The sequence below is a fragment of the Thermoanaerobacterales bacterium genome (genome assembly GCA_030019475.1).
Lineage (GTDB): Bacteria > Bacillota > Desulfotomaculia > Desulfotomaculales > JASEER01 > JASEER01.
Window position 1 is genome coordinate 1 of sequence record JASEER010000008.1, and the last position, 20,158, is coordinate 20,158.

Genomic DNA, 20,158 nt, shown 5'->3' on the forward strand with positions numbered 1-20,158 from the left:
CACGCCGTCGAGCAGTATGTCAGAACACAGAGACGCAAAAGACTGGCGGAGGAATGCCGCCGGCTGGCCGATGTCGAAGACCTGACCGCTCTGGCGGAAGCGGACCTGGCCGAGCATGCGGAAAGAATGGCCCGGGCCGAGGAGGGTGAGTTCTAATGCCGGGCAACGTGCCGCGCCCGGGAGACATCTACCAGGTCAGCCTCGAAGGCACCGGTCGAGTCCTCAGAGGCCCTCACTATGCGGTGTTTGTCTCCGACGAACCCTTCAATTATCTCTCCACAGTGGTTACGGTTCCTCTCTCTTCGGGCCCCAGGCCCGCTTCCTTCCGCCCGGAAATGCCTCTGCACGGAAAGACAACTCGTGCCCTGCCCGACCAGATACGCGCTATTGTTAAGCACCGGTTGAAGGATTTCCAGGGAAATGTGGCAGATACCTCTTTTTTTCTGGCCCTCAGGATTGCCCTGGGCGAACTGTTTTCTCTGCAGAAACCGTGAGGGTTGAAGGCCGATTAACCTGCTCCGGCCGGGGCCCGGACGCGCGACGGCGTAAAACCACCGTTTGAATTAAGTTTTGCAGGGGAATTGGGTACGGTACATAATAATTAGGTACTAGTTTAGGTACTAACGCCTCCGGCGGGGTAGCGGCGCCGCCGGACTTCGTCGTATGCTACCGGTTCCTTTGAAAAATTCGCATTGACTTCATCAAGTCTCTTTTTCATGACGGAATGGCAGGGTTTTTTAGTGAGGAGAAAGATAATTTCTAAACTTATCGGCGACAACGCCGTGTTTTCCCTTCAACACCGGATATTTAACGTGATCGCCCTAATGGGGATCATCATGTCTTTTTCAGCCTGTCTGGTAAATTACGCTCTTAAGCTGGGAACATTAACGGTAATCGTGCCCTTTGGATGCGGCATTATGGCGCTAGGGCTGTACCTGATGTCTATTATTGGCAGGAAGTATACCGTCCCGGCAGTGGTAACCGTTATCATATTAAGCTTTGTCTTTTTCCCAGCGATGTGGATTATTAACGGCGGGACTTATGGTAGTATTCCTTACTACATGCTCTTAAATGCCGGCATAACCGTGGTCTTGCTTGCAGGTTTGAAGAGAATGCTGATCCTGGCCTTTTACTTTGTGGCCGTAGGTGCCCTTATTGCCGCAGAGTATCGGATTCCGGGCCTTGTAACGAGCTATGACTCCGAACTGATCAGGTACTTGGATTCATCTTTCGGGTATGTCGTTTGTTTGGTTTCCACGGCGGCACTGTTCGCCGTTCTTGTCGATAGTTATGCAAAAGAACGCCAAAGGGCGGAGGAATATCTGGCTGTGCTTGAGAGACAGAATGAAGAAATAGAGGCTAAGAATAGGATGTTGGAGGCAAGTAACGCGGAGCTGAAAGAAGCAAAGGAAAAGGCAGAAGACCTGAACAGGCTGCTACACAAAGAAAAAGAAAAACTCCAGAAGTTATCGATCACCGATGATTTGACTGGCGTTTACAACAGAATGTATATTACCGCCCGTCTCAGGGAGGAAGTCGAGGCATCGCGCAAGAGACAAAGGAAGCTTGTAGTGGCCCTGATTGACATAGACAACTTCAAGCGCGTTAATGATACGCACGGACATCTATTTGGAGACTGCGTGCTGAAAAGGGTTGGCGAAACCATTGCCGCCGGCTTGCGGCAAACCGATATAGTAGGACGTTACGGGGGCGAGGAGTTTTTGCTCGTGTTGCCCGACACCGGCCTGGAAAATGGGTACGCGGTTGTGGAACGCATCCGCAGGAAGATATTGGACTTGAAGTGGGAGAATGACCTGAAAGTGACGATTAGCGGCGGTATCACTGAGCTGGACGGCGCCCAGGTGACCGACTTGCTGACGCAGGCCGACAGACTGTTATACCAGGCAAAAGACAGAGGCAGGAACCGGATAGAAAAAGAGCCTGCTTGACGGGATGCATGACACGCGTCATGTGTACCGACGTGGACAGCGATTGACGGATTGTAGAGGCCCGGGGACAGGGGGTTCGGCGTCGGTCTCCTTCATGGTCGGTTTCGTCCGAAAACCTGCACGGACCTCGCCTTCGCCCGGCCGTAGCGGGCGAGGAACGCGGGGTCCGCTTCTTTCAACAGATCGGCGGGCGTAGTGTCCCCGGGATCGGCGCCGTCGTAGCGGTCGAGGTCAAACAGGCTTCGGACTAGCTCCAGCGAGGCCCCGTCCTCGTCGGGGACGTCGCAATGGAAATAGAGGTCATTCAGGTGGGCGCCGTAGTCCGTTGCCAGAGCCAGGTGGAGGCGGGCCGACTGCTGCTCCAGGTAGGCCCGGACCGTGGTGGTGGTTGCCTCCCGGTCCAGACCGGGACAGTCACGGACGGTGCGGCGTGTAAGGCCCCAGTGCGTGAACCGCATGTCGCCATCGTCCCACGCGCCCACGTAGAGGCCCAGGGGGTAGAGCCGGCACGATGTGGGGCGGGCGTCGTAGACGCCGCAGAGCGTCCCGTCCAGGAAAGGGCAGGGGCCCTTCAGCAGGGGCTCGAGGTACACGCGGATGCGCCGGCCGTAGTCGGGGATGAGGGCGAGGACCGCGAACTCGGCGAGGAACGAACCGGTACCGATCCCCAGCCTGCGGGCGAGGGTCCAGACGTCGTACGGCGTCAGCAGCAGCTTAACCTCCCGGCAGCAGCGGCCGCACAGCCGGCAGGAGAACCCGATCGGGTCGCCGGGTCGCATCACGGTTTCATTCCGGGAGGACACAGCGGGCACGGCGGCCACCTCCCTTATTATCCACTCTACCCGAAGCGCTTCGTGTTGACCAGGATGTTGTGCGGCGCCTTTCGCGCGGGCTATACTGGAGGCACGAAGATGCAGTTTTGGCCAATCGGGGGGTCGGCCGACAGATGCCCCACAGCGCCGAGGACGCGCCGCCGTCCCTGCGGGAAAAGGCGGCGGCCGAAGGAGTGGAACTGTAATGATAGGCAGTAAACCCCCTGCGGTCGAAGCGCTGTAGGGGGGTTATTGTCTGATGGCGGCGAGAATTGGTAACATGGGAGTAGGTGATCAGCTGTGGAAAAGGAGTTCGAGGAGGAACTGCGACGGGCGTGGGCCGAACGGGCCGCAGCCGCAAGGCAGGCCCGCGAGCAACGCCGTGAAGCGGCGTGGCAGAAGGCCCGGGCAATGGCGCAATTCCTCAGGAAGGAATATGGCGTCGGACAGACCTATCTCTACGGCTCCCTGGCCTGGGGTCCGCGGTTCGGCGAGCGGTCCGATATCGACCTGCTGGTTGAGGGCTTCCCTCCCGCCGCCGGTTACTGGCGCATGCTGGTAGAACTCGAGCAAATAGCCTCACCTTTTGAGGCGAATGTTGCGCTGGCCGAGGATGCACGGCCTGAACTCCGCGAAAAGGCAAAAAGGGATGGCATATCACTTTGACCCGCAAGCAGTTTGCCGTCATTGCCTCCCGTCTCCGCCAGGAACTGAGAAACACCAGGCTTTTGCTCGACGAACTGGCCCGGCAGGGACTGCTACCGGGAACGCGACGGAGCTTAGTGACATTGGACCCGAGGGATTCCTTTAGGCTACGCGCCATCGGTTCCATCCTGCACGACTTTTACGTCGCGGCGGAGAATATCTTTGAAACCGTGGCCCGCAACCTGGATGACCTTTCACCCACGGGACCGGAATGGCACCGGGAGCTGCTGAGGCAAATGACCCTCTCCGTCCCCGGAATCAGACCGGCTTTACTGACTACCGAAACGGCGGACAGACTCGATGAATTCCGCGCTTTTCGGCAAGTGTTCCGGAACGTCTACGGTTTCAATCTCTCCTCTCAACGGCTACAGGAACTCCTGAGGGCGCTTCCGGATACGGTATCGCGCCTGGAGGAAGAGGTCAACGAGTTCATTGCCGACATGCAGGAGATCCTTCCGGAGGAGCCTCTCCGTTAAAGCATCCAAGGCTGTCCCTTTCACTCGCCGACCGGCGACCAGCGGGGGCGCGGGTCCTCCGGGACGGCCAGGACGAGGCGGGTGTTAAGGAAGTACAGGACGACGCGCCCGGCGTCCAGGCGCTCGACGCGGACCGCCCGCACCGGGGGGGAGACCGCCAGCGCGCGGTTGAGTTCGCGGACGCAGACCTGGGTGCCCCAGATCAGGGCGGCGGCCATCAGCAGGACGGTTACGGCGGCCAGGAGAGGCCACCTGGCGGCCGGCGAGGTCGGCATAAAGGCTCATCCCTCCACGGTTCCGGTTTTCTCCTCCCCTCCCCCTTCACCCCGCGGCCCTTCCGGAGTCGCCTCCGGGAATAGCAGCACGTCGGCCAGGATGTCGGCCAGGAGGCGCGCCGCGTAGAGGGCCTCGGCCCGGTGGTTGTTCACGCCCCCGATCTCGACCAGGATGGCCTGCGGGTGCAGGAACTGGTTGTACCGCCCGTCCTTGACCCGCACCCCCAGGCAGAGGCCGGGGTACTTCTTCGCGGCGGCGGCGGCCAGTTTCTCGGCGAAGGCCTTGTTCTCACGCCAGCCGGGGAACGGCTGGCGGGCGTCGGAGCCGACGATAAACAGGATCGTCGCCGCGTCCCGGCCGTTGATACGGACCACGCTGTGGTCCCGGTCCTTCTTGCTGTCCCGGTGGACATCGATCAAGACGTCGATCCCGGGATGGCCCTCCAGGAGTTCTTCGGCCGTCTTTTGCGACTTCAGGTAGGACTTGGCGTAAGGGACGTCGTGCACCCGTTCCGAACGGACGATGTCGATTTCCCGTTCGGCCAGCGCCCGCTCAAGCTCGCGGGCGGCGTCGACCACCCCTCCCGGCCGGCCGTCAAAGCGTTCGACGCCGTCGTCCAGGGCGTAGGTCTCGCCGGTGTGGGTGCTGTAGATGGCCACCAGCGGACGGGCCCCGTCATCGTGGACGCCGGGGCCGGGCTTGGCCGGCGGGCCGGGGGTGAGGTGGACAACCGGCCGCCGGGCCAAAACACCCGGAAGCTGCGAGGCCAGGATCTCCTGGGCGTCGCCGAGGCTCACGCCCGCGGCGCGGCCCAGGGCTTCCCGGGCGAGCATCCCCGGAGAGGCCTCCTCGCCCTGCCATCCCCGTCCCGGCAGGGCCATGGCGATCAGGACCTCCGGGTGGCTTGTCCCCCACTCCCGCGCCGCTTTGCCTCCCGCCCGGGCCAGGCCCTTCGTCTCCGGGGCCGTAAGCCAGGTGGAGGTGACCAACAGGACGACCAGGAGCACCACCCGCAGCCAGCGCAAACGGAACAACCCCCTCCAGAGACATAATTACGCCCGGGAGGGGGTTGTTATGCTCTAGCGCAGCATTGTCGGGACAAAAGCATCGATAAGACCGATGACGAAGGCCGCAATCAGGGCCCCGATGATGCTGACCGACAGCAGGCCGGGGATAATAAACTGCGCCAGGTAGATGACCACGGCGGCGACGATGAAGCCGACCAGGCCGCGGCTCTGCGGCGAGATCCGGTCGCCGAGCAGGGTCTCCGCCAGCCAGCCCAGGATAGCGATTACCGCCGCGGCAATCAGCGCGCCGACAAAGCCACCCTTGACCACGAAACCGGGCGAAACCCAACTTACGATCATGAGCACCAACGCGGACACAACGAAACGGATGATCGCCCCGATCCAGGTTTGCCGAACATTGTTTTCCGCCACGGGAAACTCCACCTCCTTTCGTCGATACTCATCAGTAGGATTGACGAAAAAAGGATAAACTATACCTCCGGAGGTTAGACTTGCATTCCATACCCCGCGCGTGTTAGAATCTCCACGTTGGGAGGTGAGACGGTGGCGAAGAACCGGTCGGCATTGAAACGGGCTGAAATCATCCGCAAGCGCACCCTGCGCAACCGGGCCCTGCGGTCCACGCTGCGTACCGCGATCAAGAGGTTTGAGACGAGTCTCAGCGCGGGCGCCGAGGATGTCTCCGAAAAGCTGCGGAAGGCGCTTGTGACCATCGATAAAGCCGTGACCAAGGGCATCCTGCATAAGAATGCGGCGGCGCGCAAGAAGTCCCGCCTGATGAAAAAGTTTAACGCGGCTTCGTAAAAGAAGACCGCGTTCTGCTTTACCCAGTATTTGGCTATGGCCGGCCCGGCGCCGGCTTTCTTATTTCCCGCTGCAGATATGTAGAATGAGATCGGCCGCGGCCGGATAAAAGTCCCGCTGCCCGGTCTTGACCGCCAGGTCGATGTCCCGGATCCCCGCCAGGGCCTCGACCGCCCGGCGGGGAGGGATCGCCCTTCCCTGTTCCAGGGCGCGGCGGACGACAAAGGTCTTGAGCCCCAGTTCCCGGGCGATGGCCGGCGCGGCCATACCCCGCCGTGCCAGATCCCCGGCGGCCAGGATGATCCGGAACTGGCGCGCCAGCATGCCCAGGATACGCAGGGGCTCATCCCCGGCCCGCAGAAGCGTCGCCAGGCCTTCCAGGGCCGGCCGGGCCCTTTTTTCTCCGATGGCGTCAATAACGGCGAAGACCGTCTCCTCGGCGGGCGGGATCACAAGGGCCGCCACATCGTCCTCGACGATCCCCCGCCGGTCCCCGACGTAACAGAGAACCTTGTTGAGATCCTGCTCCAACCCGGCGAGCCCCCCCGTCGAAGAAACCACCAGCCGCCGCAACGCCGCCGGTTCGGCGGTCTTCCCCGCTTCCCGCACCCTCTTCGCCACCCAGCGCAGGCGGTCGGCCTCGCTCAGGGGAGTGAAGTCGATGGCCCGCCCCTTTTCGGTAATCAGGCGATAAAGCCGGCGCCGGCGGTCCACCGGACCGGAGTGGACCAGGACCAGGCAGGTGGCCGGAACGGGGTTCTCAAGGTAGAGTTCCAGGGCATGGACATCCCCCCGCCCGCCGCCTTTGCCGGTGCCTTTGCCGGGCTGCTCGCCCAGGCCGGGGGCGTGCCGGACGATCACCAGTCTCCTCGCCCCCAGGACGGGCGGCGTCTCGGCCGCCCGGACCACCGCCGGCGGTTCGGTCTCCTCCCCGTCCAGGACGTCACAATCAAAGGCCGCGGCCGCCGGAGTCAGCAGGGACTCCTGCAGCATTTTGACCGCCCGGGCGTGCAGGAAGACCTCTTCGCCGTGGAAGAGATAGACGGGGGCAATGTCCCCCTCCCGCACGTTCTTGACCAACTCCAGGTAATACTGCATGGCCATAGCTTACCATGCGCCGGCGGCCGCTGTCAGCGCCGGCGGACAGCAAAAGCCCGGCTTTTCCACCGGAAAGCCGGGCCTCTGTATCGGCGGGCGGGACGCTCTCTTTAGATAACGCCCCGCTCCTTCAGGAAGGCCTCGACGACCTCGGCGGGCTTCTTGCCCTGCTCCTTCACCTGGTAGTTCAGCTGCTGCATGTCCTCGTCCGAAATCTGCCCGGCGACGGTATTAAGGACTTCCTCAAGCTCGGGGTATTTCTCCAGGGTGTCCATGCGTACGATGGGCACGCAGTAGTACGGCGGGAAAAAGCCCTTATCGTCCTCCAGGATTTTTAGCTTGTAACTGATCAGTTCCCCGTCGGTGGAGAAGGCGTCAATGACGTCGACCTTGCCCTCGCCGATGGCCTGGTACTTCAGGGCGGTCTCCATTCCTTTAACGTCCTTGAACTTCAGCCCGTAGGCCTCGGTGTAGCCCGGGTACCCGTCCTTACGGTTGAGAAATTCCTGCTCGGCCCCGAAGACGAGGTCCTTCGCGTAGGGCACCAGGTCCGAGGTCTTTTCCAGGTTATACTCCTGCGCCAGTTCCTGTTTTACCGCGGTGGCATAGGTATTGTTGAAGCCCAGCGGTTGCATCCACTTAATCTTGTACTTCTCGTTGTACTCCTTCTGGACCAGGTTGTACACCTCGTCAGGGTCGTACATTACGTCATGCTTGAGGATGGCCATCAGGCCGGTCCCCGTATAGTCCGGGTAAAGATCCAGGTCGCCCTTCTTCAGCGCCTCCCAGCACACCAGGGTGCCGCCCAGATTCAACTTCCGCTCGACCTGAAGGTCGGTCTTGGCCTCGATCAACTGCGCCAGCATCTCGCCCATGACGATGTTCTCGGTAAAGTTCTTCGAGCCGACCGTCACCTTCCCGCCCTTGGCGGCATCCTGTGTCCCACCGCCACAGCCGCCGACGGCCACCACGGCAAAGGCCAGGGCCACAACCAGGGCAATCCTCCGCCACAACCTCTTTTTCACGATCATCCCCCTCTGCAAAATAGTTTTTTGCTCCTCGAAGGCGGCGCTACCGATGAGCCGTAGCGCGCAGTCCCCGCGGAGTCATGGCCCGCTCCAACCGTTCCAGTCCGACATCGCAGACGATTGCCAGGAGCGCCGCCGGCACGGCACCCGAAAGGATCAGGACCGCATCTGTCTGCTGGATGCCGCGCCAGATAGGGGAGCCGAGCCCACCGGCGCCGATCAGAACGCCGATGGTGGCGATCCCGATGGCGGTGACCAGGGCGACCCTGATCCCCGCCAGGATTACGGGCAGGGCGATGGGCAGCTGGACCAGGCGCAGCAACTGTAACCTGGTCATGCCCATCCCCCGTCCGGCCTCAACCAGACCTTTATCGATACCGAGGATCCCGGCATAAGTGTTACGGACGATGGGCAGCAGCGAATACAAGACCAGAGAGATCACCAGGGTGGTGTCCCCCAGGCCGAAGACCATCATTAAGAGGGCCAGCATGGCAAGCGCAGGTACGGTTTGCAGTATGTCGGTCACGGCCATGGTAATGCCGGCGGCCAGGCGGTAACGGGTAATGATGATCCCCAGCGGGATACCCACCGCCATCGCCAGCAATACGCCGACGGCCGAAAGCTCCAGGTGTTCAATTGTAAGGAGAAGAATGTTGTCCAAGCGGTCACTCCCTTTCGACGCCGTAAATCCTTAACCCGCGGGGCGTTACCGCACGCTCCAGCAGGCCGAGGACCCAGCCGGTGACCAGGGCCAGCAGGGCGGTGGGGATCGCCCCTGCGAGGATAAAGTACAGGTCCATCGTCTGGATCCCGGTGACGATCAGGTCTCCAAGGCCCCCGGCCCCGATGAAGGCCGCAAACGTCGCCCAGCTGATGATGTAGATGGAGGAAATGCGGATACCGGTCATTATCACCGGAAGTGCCAACGGGAGTTTGACCATTACCAACAGCTGGCAGTTGCTCATCCCCATTCCCTTCCCGGCCTCGATGAGAGCCGGGCTGACACCCTTGAGGCTGGTGTAAGTATTCCTGAGGATCGGGAGCAGGGAGTACAGAAACAGCACAACCATAGCCGGGAAAAAGCCGATGCCCAGGATGGGCAGGGCAAAGCCGAAGAGGGCCAGACTGGGAATGGTCTGGATGGTGCCGGTAACCGACAGACAGGCTTGTGCCGCCTTTTCCCTGCCCGTCAGCCAGATGCCGAGCGGGATGGCCAGTGAAGCCCCCGCGAACACCGCACCGAATGAAAGATAGACGTGCTGCAAGGTCGCCGTGATGACGGCGTCGGAATTGTACTGGAGGAAAGAAACGAAATCACTCACCGTCATCACCCCAGACCAGGGACGCCAGGGCATTCACCATGCTGGTCCGCGTCACCAACCCCACCAAGGCGCCGTCCCGGTCCACCACCGGGAGGTACTTAAGCTTCTCCTCGACCATCTTGTCGAAGGCCTCCTTGGCAGAGGCATCCCGGCTGATCGTCGGCATCCCGCGCTCGGCAAGATCCCCAACGGTCGTGGCCCGCCGGTGCTCCCGGTCGAGCTGTTCCACGCTTACGCTGCCGACCAGGTGTCCCCGGTCGTCGGTGACCAGCACCGTGTCCACCTTCTTGCGCTTCATAAGGGCCAGGCCTTCGGCCAGTCCGAGATGCGGCGCGACCGTTACGGGTTTGGCCACCATCACCTGGTCCACGGTCTGCAGACCCTGACTCATAAGGCGGTCCTTGCCGATAAAGGAGGCCACGAAGTCATCGGCCGGTTTGCGCAGAAGCTCTTCCGGCGACGCCGCCTGGACGATCCGCCCGTCCCTCATCAGGACGATACGGTCCGCCAACTTGAGGGCCTCATCGATATCGTGAGTGACGAAGATGATCGTCTTTTGCAGCTTGCTTTGCAGGTTTTTCAGTTCGTCCTGGAGCGTCTCGCGGGTGATGGGGTCCAGAGCGCCGAAGGGCTCGTCCATCAGGATCAGCGGGGGCTCGGCCGCCAGGGCGCGCAGGACGCCTATGCGCTGCTGCTGTCCACCGCTCAACTCAGTGGGATAACGGTGGGCGTAGACCTCGTAATCCATGCCCACCAGTTCCAGCAACTCTCGCACGCGCCGGTCCCGCCGCTCCTTGTCCCGTCCGAGCAGCCGGAGCACAAGGTCGACATTCTGGGCGATGGTCATGTTGGGGAAAAGACCGATCTGCTGAATGACGTAGCCGATCTCCCGGCGAAGCAAAACGCCGTTCATTTCTTGCACGTTCTTGCCCCGCACGTATATGGCGCCGCTCGTGGGCTCGATCAGCCTGTTGACCATCTTTAAGGTGGTGGTCTTGCCGCAGCCGCTGGGGCCGATCAGAACCAGGAACTCACCCCCGGCGATCTTGAGGTTCAGGTTGTCGACCGCAGCGTGCCGGCCGTACACCTTGGACACATTCTCGAAAACAACCATGTGCTTCGCGTCTCCCCTTCCCTGATCAGGGTGGAATGAAAGCAAGAGCAAAGCCTGGGCCGACTGCCGCGGCAAACACCGGCAGCGGCGGGAAGGCCCAACGCCAAAGCTCAGGCCGTGACAAGGCCTGCCGTGGTGCTGGGGTCCGGCTGGACAAGGGATGAAAACTGGGCTGAACAGAAGACTCGTGCAGAAGGAAGCACAAGAAGAAGAGCCTTACATCATCCCTTAACAACGCGTACGGGGTTAGCTGACGGGTTTGGGCTGTTAAGGCTGCCCTACCACTGGCGTGGATTCACCCCATGAGAAAAACTGGGTCCCCCGCTTCTCCTTACGGAGAATTAGGCGCTTTGGCACCATTATTTGGTTGTCGGGTCCTTATTTTATGTCCTTCGAGCAAGCATCTGTTTTCTCCTGCCTGTTAAAGTTTTTAAAAATTTCCGGTAGGTGCAAACCATCCGCTTCCCCCGGGCGTCTAAAGGGTAAAAGACATAAAGGAGGGATTTGTTTGCGGAGGTTATCGATCATCCTCGCGGCGGTTGTGATGGGTCTTTTGGCCGGAGCCGGACTGGCCTGGGGGGCCGAGGAGCCGGCGGTCGTCAGCCAGGGAGCGGTGGTGGCGGCCGGGGAGGCCGGAAAGGCGCCAGGGGCCACCCTCACCGAGGCCGAGGCCATGGCCCTGGCGAAGAAGGTCTTCCCGCAACTGGAGGGCCTGGAGTTGCGTGCGGAATTCGAGGAGAACGCCTATGAGGCCCGGCGTGTCTGGAATATCCGCACGGAGCCGGAGCATTTCCGGCCGGGCCCATGGGCGGAGCGGGTCTGGATCGCCATTGACGCCGATACCGGAACGATTCTGCATTCCGACATCATCATCCCGCCCGGGGAGCCGGTTCCGGGGCGCGTCCTGACCCGCGAGGAGGCCCGGGCCGCCGCCGAGGCCTTCATCGCCAAGATGGTTCCGGCCGAGGCGCGGGCGCACCTGCGTTGGGATGACGGCTACACCGGCTACCAGCCGAAAGGGACGCTCAGCCTGGTGTACAGCTTCCACTGGAACCGCATGGCCAACGGGATCCCGGTCTCCGGGGACGGGGTCACTGCGCAGGTGGACGCCGTTACCGGCGAGGTGGTCGGCTACAACTTGAGCTGGCACCCCGAGATCGGCCTCCCCGACCCGAACGGCGTAATGCCCCCGGCCGAGATTACGCAACGCGTCCTGGACGAGCTGGGCCTCGTACCGCAGTACGTGATAGGGGAGCCGTCCGCGACCGCGCTGCCGGAGGTAAGGCTGGTCTATCAGCTCAACAGCCTGCTGCCGTTCTTCGACGCGCGCACCGGCCAGGCCCTGGGTTACGAGGGACAGGCCGTTCCGCTGGAGAACGCGCGGCTCTTCGACCGCGCCTTCAGCCCGGCGCAGGAGGCGCCCGGGGCCGCGCCCCCGGCAGGCCGGATCACGCCGGAGGAGGGCCTGGCGGCCGCCACCGCCTTCTTCCGCGCTCTGGGCTACGAAGGCCGCGTGGAGCGTTCCGGAGGCGGCTCCAGCGGCGGCCCGGGGTACCGCATAGAGACCTGGGGCTATGCCGTCGTCCCGGAGGGCCAGGACCGGCGGGGCATGGAGCCGACCGTGCAGCTCGATACCCGTAACGGCGGCATAGTCAGCTTTTTCAGTGAAGAACGCGGGGTATCCGCCGTGCCCGGTAAGGTGAATCTGACTTACCGGCAGGCATACGACAGGGCCCTGGCCTTCCTGCGACAGGTTGAGCCCGATCTGGCGGACAGCCTGGTCCGCCAGCAGAACTCCCGGCAGGAGCCTGAAGGCGACCGCTACGCGTTCAGATTCTCACGGCTCGTCAACGGCATCCCCTTCCCGTACAGGGGCATTATGGTGACCATCAGCGCTGCCGACGGACGGGTGCTCGACTACCATAACAATCTTTACCCCCACCTGCCCGTCCCGCCGGTCACGGGGATGATCGACCCCGCCCGGGCGACGGAAATCTTCAAGGCCCGCGTCGCACCGCAATTGATCTATTACTTCACCAGGGAACGGGACGGCCGCCCGACCGGCAAGGCGGCGCTTGTCTACCACTTCCCGGACCTGGGCCGGGGCATCGACGCCCACACCGGAGCCATCGTTGCCGAGCGGCAAGGCCCCAACGGCCGCCTCGCCGCTTACGCCGCACGGATCGGCAATCACTGGGCGCGCGCCCCGCTGCTCCTCCTGGCCGAAAACGGTTTCCTGCCGGACCCGGAAAAGTTCGACCCCAACCGGACCATCAGCCGGCGCGAAGGAGTACGACTGCTGGCGGCCGCCGCCACGCGCTACTGGGATTACCCCGAGGGGCCGGTGAAGCCGCCGTTCACCGACCTCAAGGCCGGTGACCCGGACCTCGTTTACTTCGACCGCGCCGTGCAGATGGGCCTGTTTGCCGGCGGTGGGGCCTTCAACCCCCAAGGCACGCTGACCCGCGAGCAGTTCGCGGCCTGGCTCGTCAACGCCCTGGGCTGCAAGGAAGTGGCCCGGATCCGCGGCCGCATCGAGAGCCCCTTCAAGGATGCGAAGAGTGTCACCCCCGGCCTGGCGAACTACGTCGCCCTGGCCGGGCAGCTCGGCCTGATGGGCGGTGACGCCGGGGGGAACTTCCGGCCGCAAGCCGGGCTGACCTGGGGCGAGGCGGCGGCGGTCGTTACCAAGGCCGTCCCGCGGCTGCAAAACAATCCGCTGCTTTATCGCTGGTAAACACGCGGTACGGCGCAGGAACACAAGGGAGAGAGGACCCCGGATGCCCGGGGCCCTCTCTCCCTTCGTCATTCCCTGGAGAGGATCCTTGCCACGCCCGGCCGGGTCCGGTAGCATGGGGAAAAGCGCGGGAGGAGGATACATCCATGGCGCGCAGGATCCTGGTCCCGGTGGACGGCTCCGAGAATGCGCTCCGGGCCGCCGACTTCGCCGCGGGACTGGCCGAAAGCAGCCCCGGCACCGAGGTAACCCTGCTCCACGTTTGCTCGGGCCCCGAAGCCTGTGCCATGCCCGGCAGGGCTAACTGGTTTTCACGTGAGAAATGGGAGGTCGAGATCCGGGCCCACGCCGAGGCGATACTGCGCCGGGCGGAACGACCTTTCAAAGCCCGCAACCTTACCCCGGTCACGCTCATTAAGGTAGGCGACCCGGCCGGAACCATTGTGGAGATCGCCGGTGAGGAAGGGTACAACCAGATCGTCATGGGCAGCCGCGGCCTCAGCAACGTGAAGGGACTCGTGCTGGGCAGCGTGAGCCACAAGGTGATCTCCCTTTCCGGCGTTCCGGTAACGATCGTAAAATGAGGTGAAAGATTAATGTTGATGCGAGAGGCAAAATCCGGGCGGATCCTCATCGGACGGCTGGCCAAGGGAGCCGACCTCCTGCCCGCCCTGACCGGGATCTGCGTACGGGAGGGTATCACCCACGGTGAGGTGTGGGCCATCGGTGCACTCGCCCGGGCGCGGGTGGCTTATTATGACCAGACCGCCCGCCGGTACAAAACGCTCGACATCCCGGAGCCCTGCGAGATCGTCTCCCTGGTGGGGAACATTTCCCTTAAGGACGGAGAGCCCTTCGTGCACGCCCACCTGGCGGTGGGCGACGAGAAGGGTCACGTGTTCGGCGGTCACCTGGTCGAGGGCTGCGAGGTCTTCGCCGCGGAGTACGTCATCCGGGAGTACCTGGTGGCCGCACACCTGGAGCGCACCTACGACGAGCCGACGGGCCTGGCTCTGTGGAAGTCGGAGGCGGGATGTCAGAGGTCGGAACAGAGGTAGGGATCGGCCGATCCCTACAAGGAAAGCCCCACGAGGTCGATAATCCCTTCCCTTTCGTCCAGACTCGCCTTCACGTTCCGCAGAGGCTTCTCGATGGTGGTCGCCCGGTTGCCGATGCGCACGATGATGACCGGGTAGGCGGCGTCGATGCGCAGCTTGCCGCCCGTACCCAGGCTGATTTCGGCCTTCGACATGCCCCGTTCGGACCCGGCCTTGCTCAGCCAGACCTCTCCCTTGGCGTTGATTTTCCCGCCGCGGAACTGCCCGGCGACCTTGACGTCGCCCCCGGCGTGCAGGGTCGAGTTCCAGGCGCCCTGGGTGGCGACAATGATATCGCCGGTCGCTTCCACGACGCTGGAAGCCACGGAGGAGGCGGTGACGCTGTGCCGGTCACCCACCACGGCCTCCACTTCCGCCGTGGCCGCGCGCAGATTGTTCAGCAGGCTGATGAAAACGGCTATGTTGTCCACCGTCGCGACATGGATGTTTAAGAAGGTCTGCGCCAGTTCATTAATGGTTGCCGTGAGGGTTTCGGGGACAGACAGCTTGGCCGCTTTGGTCTCGGCCTCCATCTTCTGGAGTTTTCGGACCAGGTTCGGGATACGGGGGAACTTCTGGTCCATCACCACCAGGAAAGCGCGTCCCGGTTCCAGCTTCCCCTGTCCGGCGGCCACGAGCTGCCGGGTGGCCACGAGCGCCCCGGTAACCTGTTCCGTCAGCTCGTTCAGGCTCTCCAGGAACTTACCCAGGTGCGCGCCCTCGCCCCCGGCGCGGACATTGCTGGAAAAAACGTGACCGTGAATCAGGACGTCCGCGCGCGCCTGCACCGTGGCCTCGGCGACGTTGCCCATTATTTCGATGTTGCCGTCGGCCTGGACCACCATCCCCTCCTGGACCGAACCCGTAACCTTGACATCCCCCACGAAGCGTATATTCCCCGTTTCCAGGGAGACGTCGCCGTTGCACTCCAGGACGCGGGCCACTTCGAAGCGGTACACGTTGCCCCGCCTGGACCAGCTGGGACGGCCGCTGATGGCGGCCACGGCCGCGAAGCCTTCGTTAATGATCTCCGCCCCGGGGCCGGCCTGCAGAATCATGGCCTTCGGTTCGGGAACCTGGAGGACCTCCCCGGTCACCTTGACGCCGTCTTCCCCGGGAACGGCGGGATGCTTGACCGCCAGGCGCTCCCCCTGCCTGATCGAGGGGAAGCTCTGGAGTTCATAAAAGTCCACGCTGTCGTCGGCCCGGACGAGCGGCCTGCCCTTTTCGCCTTCTTTAAAAAGGATCTCGACCCGCTCGTCCACCGGCGGCTTCGGGGGCCGTCCCTCGGCCACGACGTAGAGGCCCGCCCGGGGCTGGGCGAGGATCCGGCGGATGTTTTCCTCCTGTATACCGGTGGTCACCCCGTGCTCCCCCAGGATCCTCATTAGATCTTCGTGCGTAATGGAGTAAAAGGGAGTTACCTGGGGTTCACCCGCCAGCCTCAGTTCCGGAGCCGGCGGCTGATCGGGGATGGTGTAAGTCCTGCGGGTTTCCGGTTTAATGTCTACCCTGGCCACAAGGCCGTTATCATCAATCATCACCGTGCAATGTCCCGGTTCCACGTCCTCAACAGGGGTGACGGTTATTTTATCGGCGGCGCGGACTTCAACCGCCCCCTCAACCCGGTGGCCGTTGACGAAAACCGCCAGGCCGTCGCCGGGTAAAAGCATGGCCGGGAGGTCACCCTCTGTCGGATCGGAAACGAAGATCTGCCCCTCTTTAACCCAGACCATTCCCTGCGGCAAGCTTCATTCCCCCTGACCACGCAAATCTAACAGCTTTCTTTAATATATTTCGACATAGATTTCCCAAACCTGCAACGTAGCCCCAAAATATCACGCAGCATCCCTGGCCTGTCTGTTCCTGCCCGTCCGCACGCTCAACGAACGCCCGTCGCTGGTAATAATCACCGCCCCGTCCCGGTCGGTGCGGTAGATGCGCGCTCCGAGCCGCTGCAGCCGGGAGACCGTTTCCGGGTGCGGCAGGCCATAGCGGTTGGCCCTGCCCACCAAGATTACGGCGGCCGCCGGCCGGACCTTCTCGAAGAAGGCGGGCACGTAAGCCTGGCTGCCGTGATGCGGCACTTTGAGAACATCGGCCCTCAGGTCGGCCCCGGAGACAATCAGGCGCGCCTGCCCCTCCTGCTCGACATCGCCGGTGAAAAGGAATACCCGTTCACCGTAAGTCAGGCGCATAACCAGGGAGTTGTTGTTCGGGTCTCCGTCCGGACCGGGCAGCAGAGGTAAAACGGGTCCCAGGAAGTCCAGCCTCGTCCCCCGGTCAAGTCCAACCCTGTCGCCGGCGGCGGCCTGCTGGACCCGGACGCCTCGTCCCGAGGCGAACGCGGCGAGGCGCGCCAGTTCGTCTTCCGGCGGGTACGGCGGGAGGACGAGGGTCTTCACCGGCATGGAGGCCAGCACCGCCCGCGCTCCCCCGCTGTGGTCCTCGTGCCCGTGGCTGAGGATCAACATATCCAGACGGCGGATCCCCAAACGCTTGAGATAGGGTACCACCACTCTCTCCCCCGCGCCGCGCTCCCCCGCCAGTTCACCGGGCCAGCCGCCGGCGTCCACCAGGATTTCCTCCCCCCCCGGGGCACGGACCAGCGCCGCGTCACCCTGGCCGACATCAATGAAATGCACTTCCAACGGGCGGGCCCGCTCCAGGGGCAGGAGGTACAGGGCCAGTCCGGCGAGGGCCAGAACGGCCCACGGCGCCCAGCGGCGCACCCCGCCCACACCCCGCAGGGCGCCGGCCAACCGCCGGCGCAGGCCGCCGTCGCCGGCGGGCAGTGCGGCCGCGTACCAGAGGGCGAACCAGAGCGCGATCAGCACCGGATGCGGGGTAGGCACAGGCAGGCTGCCTCCCGGAACGGCCGCGAAAAACCCGACGAGCCGGAGGAAAAGGTCGGTCAGCGCCCCCGTGGCGAGGCCGGTCAACCAGGCCATGTGGGGCAGCACCGCCCCGATGACCGACGTCAAAAGGCCGAGCGGGAATATGGCCCCCACCAGCGGCACCGCAACCAGGTTGGCCACCAGCCCCACGGGCGAGCAGAGGTTGTAGTAGTAGGCGACGAGCGGGAGGGTGGCCAGCTGCGCCCCGAGGGGCACGCCCACAAACCACCCCCAGCCGGGGCGCCAGGCCAGACCGCGCCGCCCGGCGAAAGCGTCCAATCCCCGCACGACCGGCGGACCGATATAGAGGATGCCCCAGGTGGCGGCGAAGGAAAGCTGGAAGCCGGGGTCGTAAAGCGCCAGGGGATTGGCGAGAAGGATGATCAGGGCGGCGCCGGCCAGCGCGGTGGGCCAGTCGTACTTTCTCCCCAGTTGGTGAGCGAACAGGAGCATTACGGCCATCACGCCCGCGCGGACCACGGCCGGCTTGGCCCCTACCATTACGGTGTAAAGGGCCAGGCCCGCCACCGAGATGATCAGTATTACACCGGGCCGCAGGCGCAAGGCCGTCCCGGCGAAAAGAATCAACCCGGCCAGGAAGCCGACGTGCAGGCCGCTGACGCTTAAGATGTGCACTACCCCGGTGGCTGTAAAGGCCTCTTCGAGCCCCTCGTCGATCGCCCCCCGGGTGCCGAAGACGATGCCGGCCACAACCGCGGCGCGCCGCTCGCCGAGCCCCTCGGCCAACCCCTGCTGCAGGCGGGCCTTCAACGCCAGCAGACGGGAGACCATGCCGCTGCCGTAACCGGGTTCCAGGCGGGTGAGGGCGTCACCTTTCGCGACCAGCAGGAGGCCGATCCCCTGGCGCTCCAGGTAGGCCCGGTAGTCGAAAGCACCGGGGTTGCCCGCGTCCTGCGGCAGGACGAGCCGTCCCCTGACGCGCACCAGGTCGCCGTACGCAACCCCTCCGGCGTCGCCTTCGACGCTTAAGAGCACGCGCCCCCGCGTGTCCTCGGCGCGCCCGCCGCTCGGGCCGACCTGCCGGGCTTCCAGAACGTAAAGCGTACGGTCCGGGCGCCAGTCGGGCTCGGCCGCCACGACGCCGGTCAGCTCCACATTCCGCCCGGCCCAGCCCGCCAGCGGCGTGTCCACCGCCGCCAGCGCCAGGCGCGCGGCCACCAGTCCGAGCAGTACGAACAGGGTATAAAGGAGAAGGCGGTTGCTGCGCCAGCCCCAGACGTAGGCGATGGCGGCAACGATGAGCGTGACCAGGAGGCTCCAGAGCCCGGCCCCCCCGGAGATGGGAAGATAACGGGCCAGGACGATGCCCCCCGCGAAAAGGAAAACCAGCAGGACCAGCGGCCGGCCCGCGCGTTCTTCGCCCATCAGTGCACCGTGACCCGGTCCCGCAGGTCAGCCAGCTTCTTCTCCCCGATACCCGGGACGTTTACCAGGTCTTCGACGGAGGCGAAGGGGCCGTTCTCCTGCCGGTACTGGATGATCCTCGCCGCCAGCGACGGCCCGATCCCCGGGAGCTGGTCAAGCGTGGCCGCGTCGGCGGTATTGATGTTGATCCTGCCCCCGGCCTGGGGGGAGGCGAAGGGGTTCGCCGCCGTCCCCGGCGGAGCGGTTCCCCCGGCCGGCAGGGGGCCCGCGCCCTGCGCCGCCGCTTTCAAGGGCACGAAGACTTTTTGCTGGTCCTCGAGCAGGGCGGCCAGGTTAAGGGCGTCCAGGTCGGCCTCGGCCAGCGGCTGCGCCTCCCTTAACGCGTCGTCGATACGGGCGCCCCGCGGCAGGCGGTAAAGCCCCGGCTTGCTCACCGCGCCGGCGACATGCACCACGACCTCGCCGGCCTCTTCCTCCCCCGCGGCGGCGTCCTTTTGCACAAGCGGAATCTTATCCGGCACCCGCAGCACCGCATACTTGTAGCCGAGCCCGAAGATGACGACGGCGGCCAGCACCAGCAGGGCCACCTGTTCCCGCCGGCCTAGCAAGGCTCTCACCACCACACTTAGCTCTCTTCGGCCTATTTCGCCTTTTTGCCCCCTTTTTCCTGCCGCGGATTATCCTTGGTCTGCAGCCAAATTGTGCCGTCGGTGTTCAGCATGGCGAGGAAGACCTCAGCCGGGCAGAGACCTCGTTCGTCCAGGTGACGCTGCAGCCACTCCCCGTTCAGGCCGGCCGCGGCCAGGTTCGCCCGCTGCACTTGCCCGTCGGCGATCAACACATAGGGGAACCACACCCGGTCCGCGCCCCCGGTCGGGATCACGCTGAGCCGGCCGGAGGTCTCCAGCACGCCGTGCGCCACCCGGCGCATGTCGGAAAACCCCTCCTGCCGGAGCTGCCCGAGGATCTCATCGATGTTGCACCGCGCCGCCCGCATCTCGTCGATCTTCAGCCGGCCGTCCTTGATGACCACCTGCGGCACCCCGCTCAGCAGGCGCCGCAGAAGTTCGGTCCGCAGGGCAAGGTAGGAGAAGCCGATTTCCAGCAGGACCAGCACCGCCAGGGGGAGCAGTCCCCGCCAGAGCGGTTCGCCCGGGGCCTCCAGGGGGTTCGCCGCCAGTTCGGCAATGATGATCGCCACCACGAAGTCGAAAGGCGATAAGTTCCCGATCTGGCGCTTGCCCATCACCCGCATCACAAACAGCAGCACCACGTAGACCAGGCAGGTGCGAAAGATGATCTCCGTGACGGTCATTGCGCCTTCCACTCCTCAGTGGTTTAGCCTCTCCACCGGCCCTTTGGGACAGTATTCTCCCCGGGCCGAGCGCGGCAAAAATTCGGAATTGACAGCCCAAAAGCCGTCCGATAG

At 63.8% G+C, this 20,158-nt stretch carries 21 protein-coding genes and 1 riboswitch; of the genes, 8 read left to right on the forward strand and 13 right to left on the reverse strand.

What is annotated here, in order from left to right; all coding sequences use genetic code 11:
* Positions 1–155 precede the first annotated feature (155 nt).
* Both QMC81_03370 and QMC81_03375 read left to right on the forward strand, forming a co-directional pair.
* The gene (locus tag QMC81_03370; GenBank protein ID MDI6906519.1) at positions 156–494 is read left to right on the forward strand and encodes a type II toxin-antitoxin system PemK/MazF family toxin; all 339 of its coding nucleotides are present in this window, start codon (positions 156–158) and stop codon (positions 492–494) included.
* 246 nt (positions 495–740) lie between these two features.
* Complete coding sequence (locus QMC81_03375; protein ID MDI6906520.1) at positions 741–1,949, forward strand: diguanylate cyclase; 1,209 nt, start codon at positions 741–743, stop codon at positions 1,947–1,949.
* A 92-nt stretch (positions 1,950–2,041) separates the two neighbouring features.
* Here QMC81_03375 and QMC81_03380 read toward each other — a convergent pair whose 3' ends face one another.
* The gene (locus tag QMC81_03380) at positions 2,042–2,761 is read right to left on the reverse strand and encodes a YkgJ family cysteine cluster protein (protein ID MDI6906521.1); all 720 of its coding nucleotides are present in this window, start codon (positions 2,759–2,761) and stop codon (positions 2,042–2,044) included.
* Positions 2,762–3,061: 300 nt separating this feature from the next.
* Here QMC81_03380 and QMC81_03385 point away from each other — a divergent pair, with 300 nt between their 5' ends.
* Both QMC81_03385 and QMC81_03390 read left to right on the forward strand, forming a co-directional pair.
* On the forward strand, positions 3,062–3,427 hold the full coding sequence (locus QMC81_03385) for a hypothetical protein (GenBank protein MDI6906522.1): 366 nt from the start codon (positions 3,062–3,064) through the stop codon (positions 3,425–3,427).
* On the forward strand, positions 3,424–3,942 hold the full coding sequence (locus QMC81_03390) for a hypothetical protein (GenBank protein MDI6906523.1): 519 nt from the start codon (positions 3,424–3,426) through the stop codon (positions 3,940–3,942). Before QMC81_03385 ends, QMC81_03390 begins: the two co-directional genes overlap by 4 nt.
* Positions 3,943–3,962: 20 nt before the next feature.
* Here QMC81_03390 and QMC81_03395 read toward each other — a convergent pair whose 3' ends face one another.
* Genes QMC81_03395 through QMC81_03405 form a run of 3 tightly spaced genes read right to left on the reverse strand, consistent with a single transcriptional unit; the run spans position 3,963 to position 5,657 of the window.
* The gene (locus tag QMC81_03395) at positions 3,963–4,217 is read right to left on the reverse strand and encodes a hypothetical protein (protein MDI6906524.1); all 255 of its coding nucleotides are present in this window, start codon (positions 4,215–4,217) and stop codon (positions 3,963–3,965) included.
* Positions 4,218–4,223: 6 nt separating this feature from the next.
* Positions 4,224–5,243, reverse strand: a complete 1,020-nt coding sequence (locus tag QMC81_03400) for a stage II sporulation protein P (GenBank protein ID MDI6906525.1) — start codon at positions 5,241–5,243, stop codon at positions 4,224–4,226.
* 54 nt (positions 5,244–5,297) lie between these two features.
* On the reverse strand, positions 5,298–5,657 hold the full coding sequence (locus tag QMC81_03405) for a phage holin family protein (GenBank protein MDI6906526.1): 360 nt from the start codon (positions 5,655–5,657) through the stop codon (positions 5,298–5,300).
* 132 nt (positions 5,658–5,789) lie between these two features.
* Between QMC81_03405 and rpsT the strand changes: the two genes are divergently transcribed.
* Positions 5,790–6,050, forward strand: a complete 261-nt coding sequence (rpsT, locus tag QMC81_03410; GenBank protein MDI6906527.1) for a 30S ribosomal protein S20 — start codon at positions 5,790–5,792, stop codon at positions 6,048–6,050.
* 60 nt (positions 6,051–6,110) lie between these two features.
* Here the strand turns inward: rpsT and holA are convergent, their stop codons facing one another.
* From holA to QMC81_03435, 5 genes are all read right to left on the reverse strand, one after another.
* Positions 6,111–7,154 carry a DNA polymerase III subunit delta gene (holA, locus tag QMC81_03415; protein ID MDI6906528.1) on the reverse strand — a complete coding sequence of 348 codons (1,044 nt, stop codon included), beginning with the start codon at positions 7,152–7,154 and terminating at the stop codon, positions 6,111–6,113.
* A 104-nt stretch (positions 7,155–7,258) separates the two neighbouring features.
* Complete coding sequence (locus QMC81_03420; GenBank protein MDI6906529.1) at positions 7,259–8,173, reverse strand: glycine betaine ABC transporter substrate-binding protein; 915 nt, start codon at positions 8,171–8,173, stop codon at positions 7,259–7,261.
* Positions 8,174–8,219: 46 nt separating this feature from the next.
* Positions 8,220–8,837 carry an ABC transporter permease gene (locus QMC81_03425; GenBank protein ID MDI6906530.1) on the reverse strand — a complete coding sequence of 206 codons (618 nt, stop codon included), beginning with the start codon at positions 8,835–8,837 and terminating at the stop codon, positions 8,220–8,222.
* Between the two features lie 4 nt (positions 8,838–8,841).
* Positions 8,842–9,498, reverse strand: coding sequence for an ABC transporter permease (locus QMC81_03430; GenBank protein ID MDI6906531.1), 657 nt, complete (start codon positions 9,496–9,498; stop codon positions 8,842–8,844).
* Positions 9,491–10,612 carry an ABC transporter ATP-binding protein gene (locus QMC81_03435; protein ID MDI6906532.1) on the reverse strand — a complete coding sequence of 374 codons (1,122 nt, stop codon included), beginning with the start codon at positions 10,610–10,612 and terminating at the stop codon, positions 9,491–9,493. Before QMC81_03435 ends, QMC81_03430 begins: the two co-directional genes overlap by 8 nt.
* A gap of 220 nt (positions 10,613–10,832) precedes the next feature.
* Positions 10,833–10,970, reverse strand: a riboswitch (cyclic di-AMP (ydaO/yuaA leader).
* Positions 10,971–11,120: 150 nt separating this feature from the next.
* Here QMC81_03435 and QMC81_03440 point away from each other — a divergent pair.
* The 3 genes from QMC81_03440 to QMC81_03450 all read left to right on the forward strand — a co-directional run bounded on the left by QMC81_03440 (position 11,121) and on the right by QMC81_03450 (position 14,407).
* Positions 11,121–13,349, forward strand: coding sequence for an S-layer homology domain-containing protein (locus tag QMC81_03440; protein ID MDI6906533.1), 2,229 nt, complete (start codon positions 11,121–11,123; stop codon positions 13,347–13,349).
* Positions 13,350–13,495: 146 nt separating this feature from the next.
* The gene (locus QMC81_03445) at positions 13,496–13,933 is read left to right on the forward strand and encodes a universal stress protein (protein MDI6906534.1); all 438 of its coding nucleotides are present in this window, start codon (positions 13,496–13,498) and stop codon (positions 13,931–13,933) included.
* A 12-nt stretch (positions 13,934–13,945) separates the two neighbouring features.
* Complete coding sequence (locus tag QMC81_03450) at positions 13,946–14,407, forward strand: DNA-binding protein (protein ID MDI6906535.1); 462 nt, start codon at positions 13,946–13,948, stop codon at positions 14,405–14,407.
* A gap of 14 nt (positions 14,408–14,421) precedes the next feature.
* Here QMC81_03450 and QMC81_03455 read toward each other — a convergent pair whose 3' ends face one another.
* From QMC81_03455 to QMC81_03470, 4 genes are all read right to left on the reverse strand, one after another.
* On the reverse strand, positions 14,422–16,194 hold the full coding sequence (locus tag QMC81_03455; protein ID MDI6906536.1) for a FapA family protein: 1,773 nt from the start codon (positions 16,192–16,194) through the stop codon (positions 14,422–14,424).
* 90 nt (positions 16,195–16,284) lie between these two features.
* Positions 16,285–18,729, reverse strand: coding sequence for a DNA internalization-related competence protein ComEC/Rec2 (locus tag QMC81_03460; protein MDI6906537.1), 2,445 nt, complete (start codon positions 18,727–18,729; stop codon positions 16,285–16,287).
* The gene (locus QMC81_03465; GenBank protein MDI6906538.1) at positions 18,729–19,349 is read right to left on the reverse strand and encodes a ComEA family DNA-binding protein; all 621 of its coding nucleotides are present in this window, start codon (positions 19,347–19,349) and stop codon (positions 18,729–18,731) included. Before QMC81_03465 ends, QMC81_03460 begins: the two co-directional genes overlap by 1 nt.
* Before the next feature lie 20 nt (positions 19,350–19,369).
* Positions 19,370–20,044: a DUF421 domain-containing protein gene (locus QMC81_03470; GenBank protein MDI6906539.1), complete on the reverse strand. Its 675-nt coding sequence runs from the start codon at positions 20,042–20,044 to the stop codon at positions 19,370–19,372.
* Positions 20,045–20,158 lie beyond the last annotated feature (114 nt).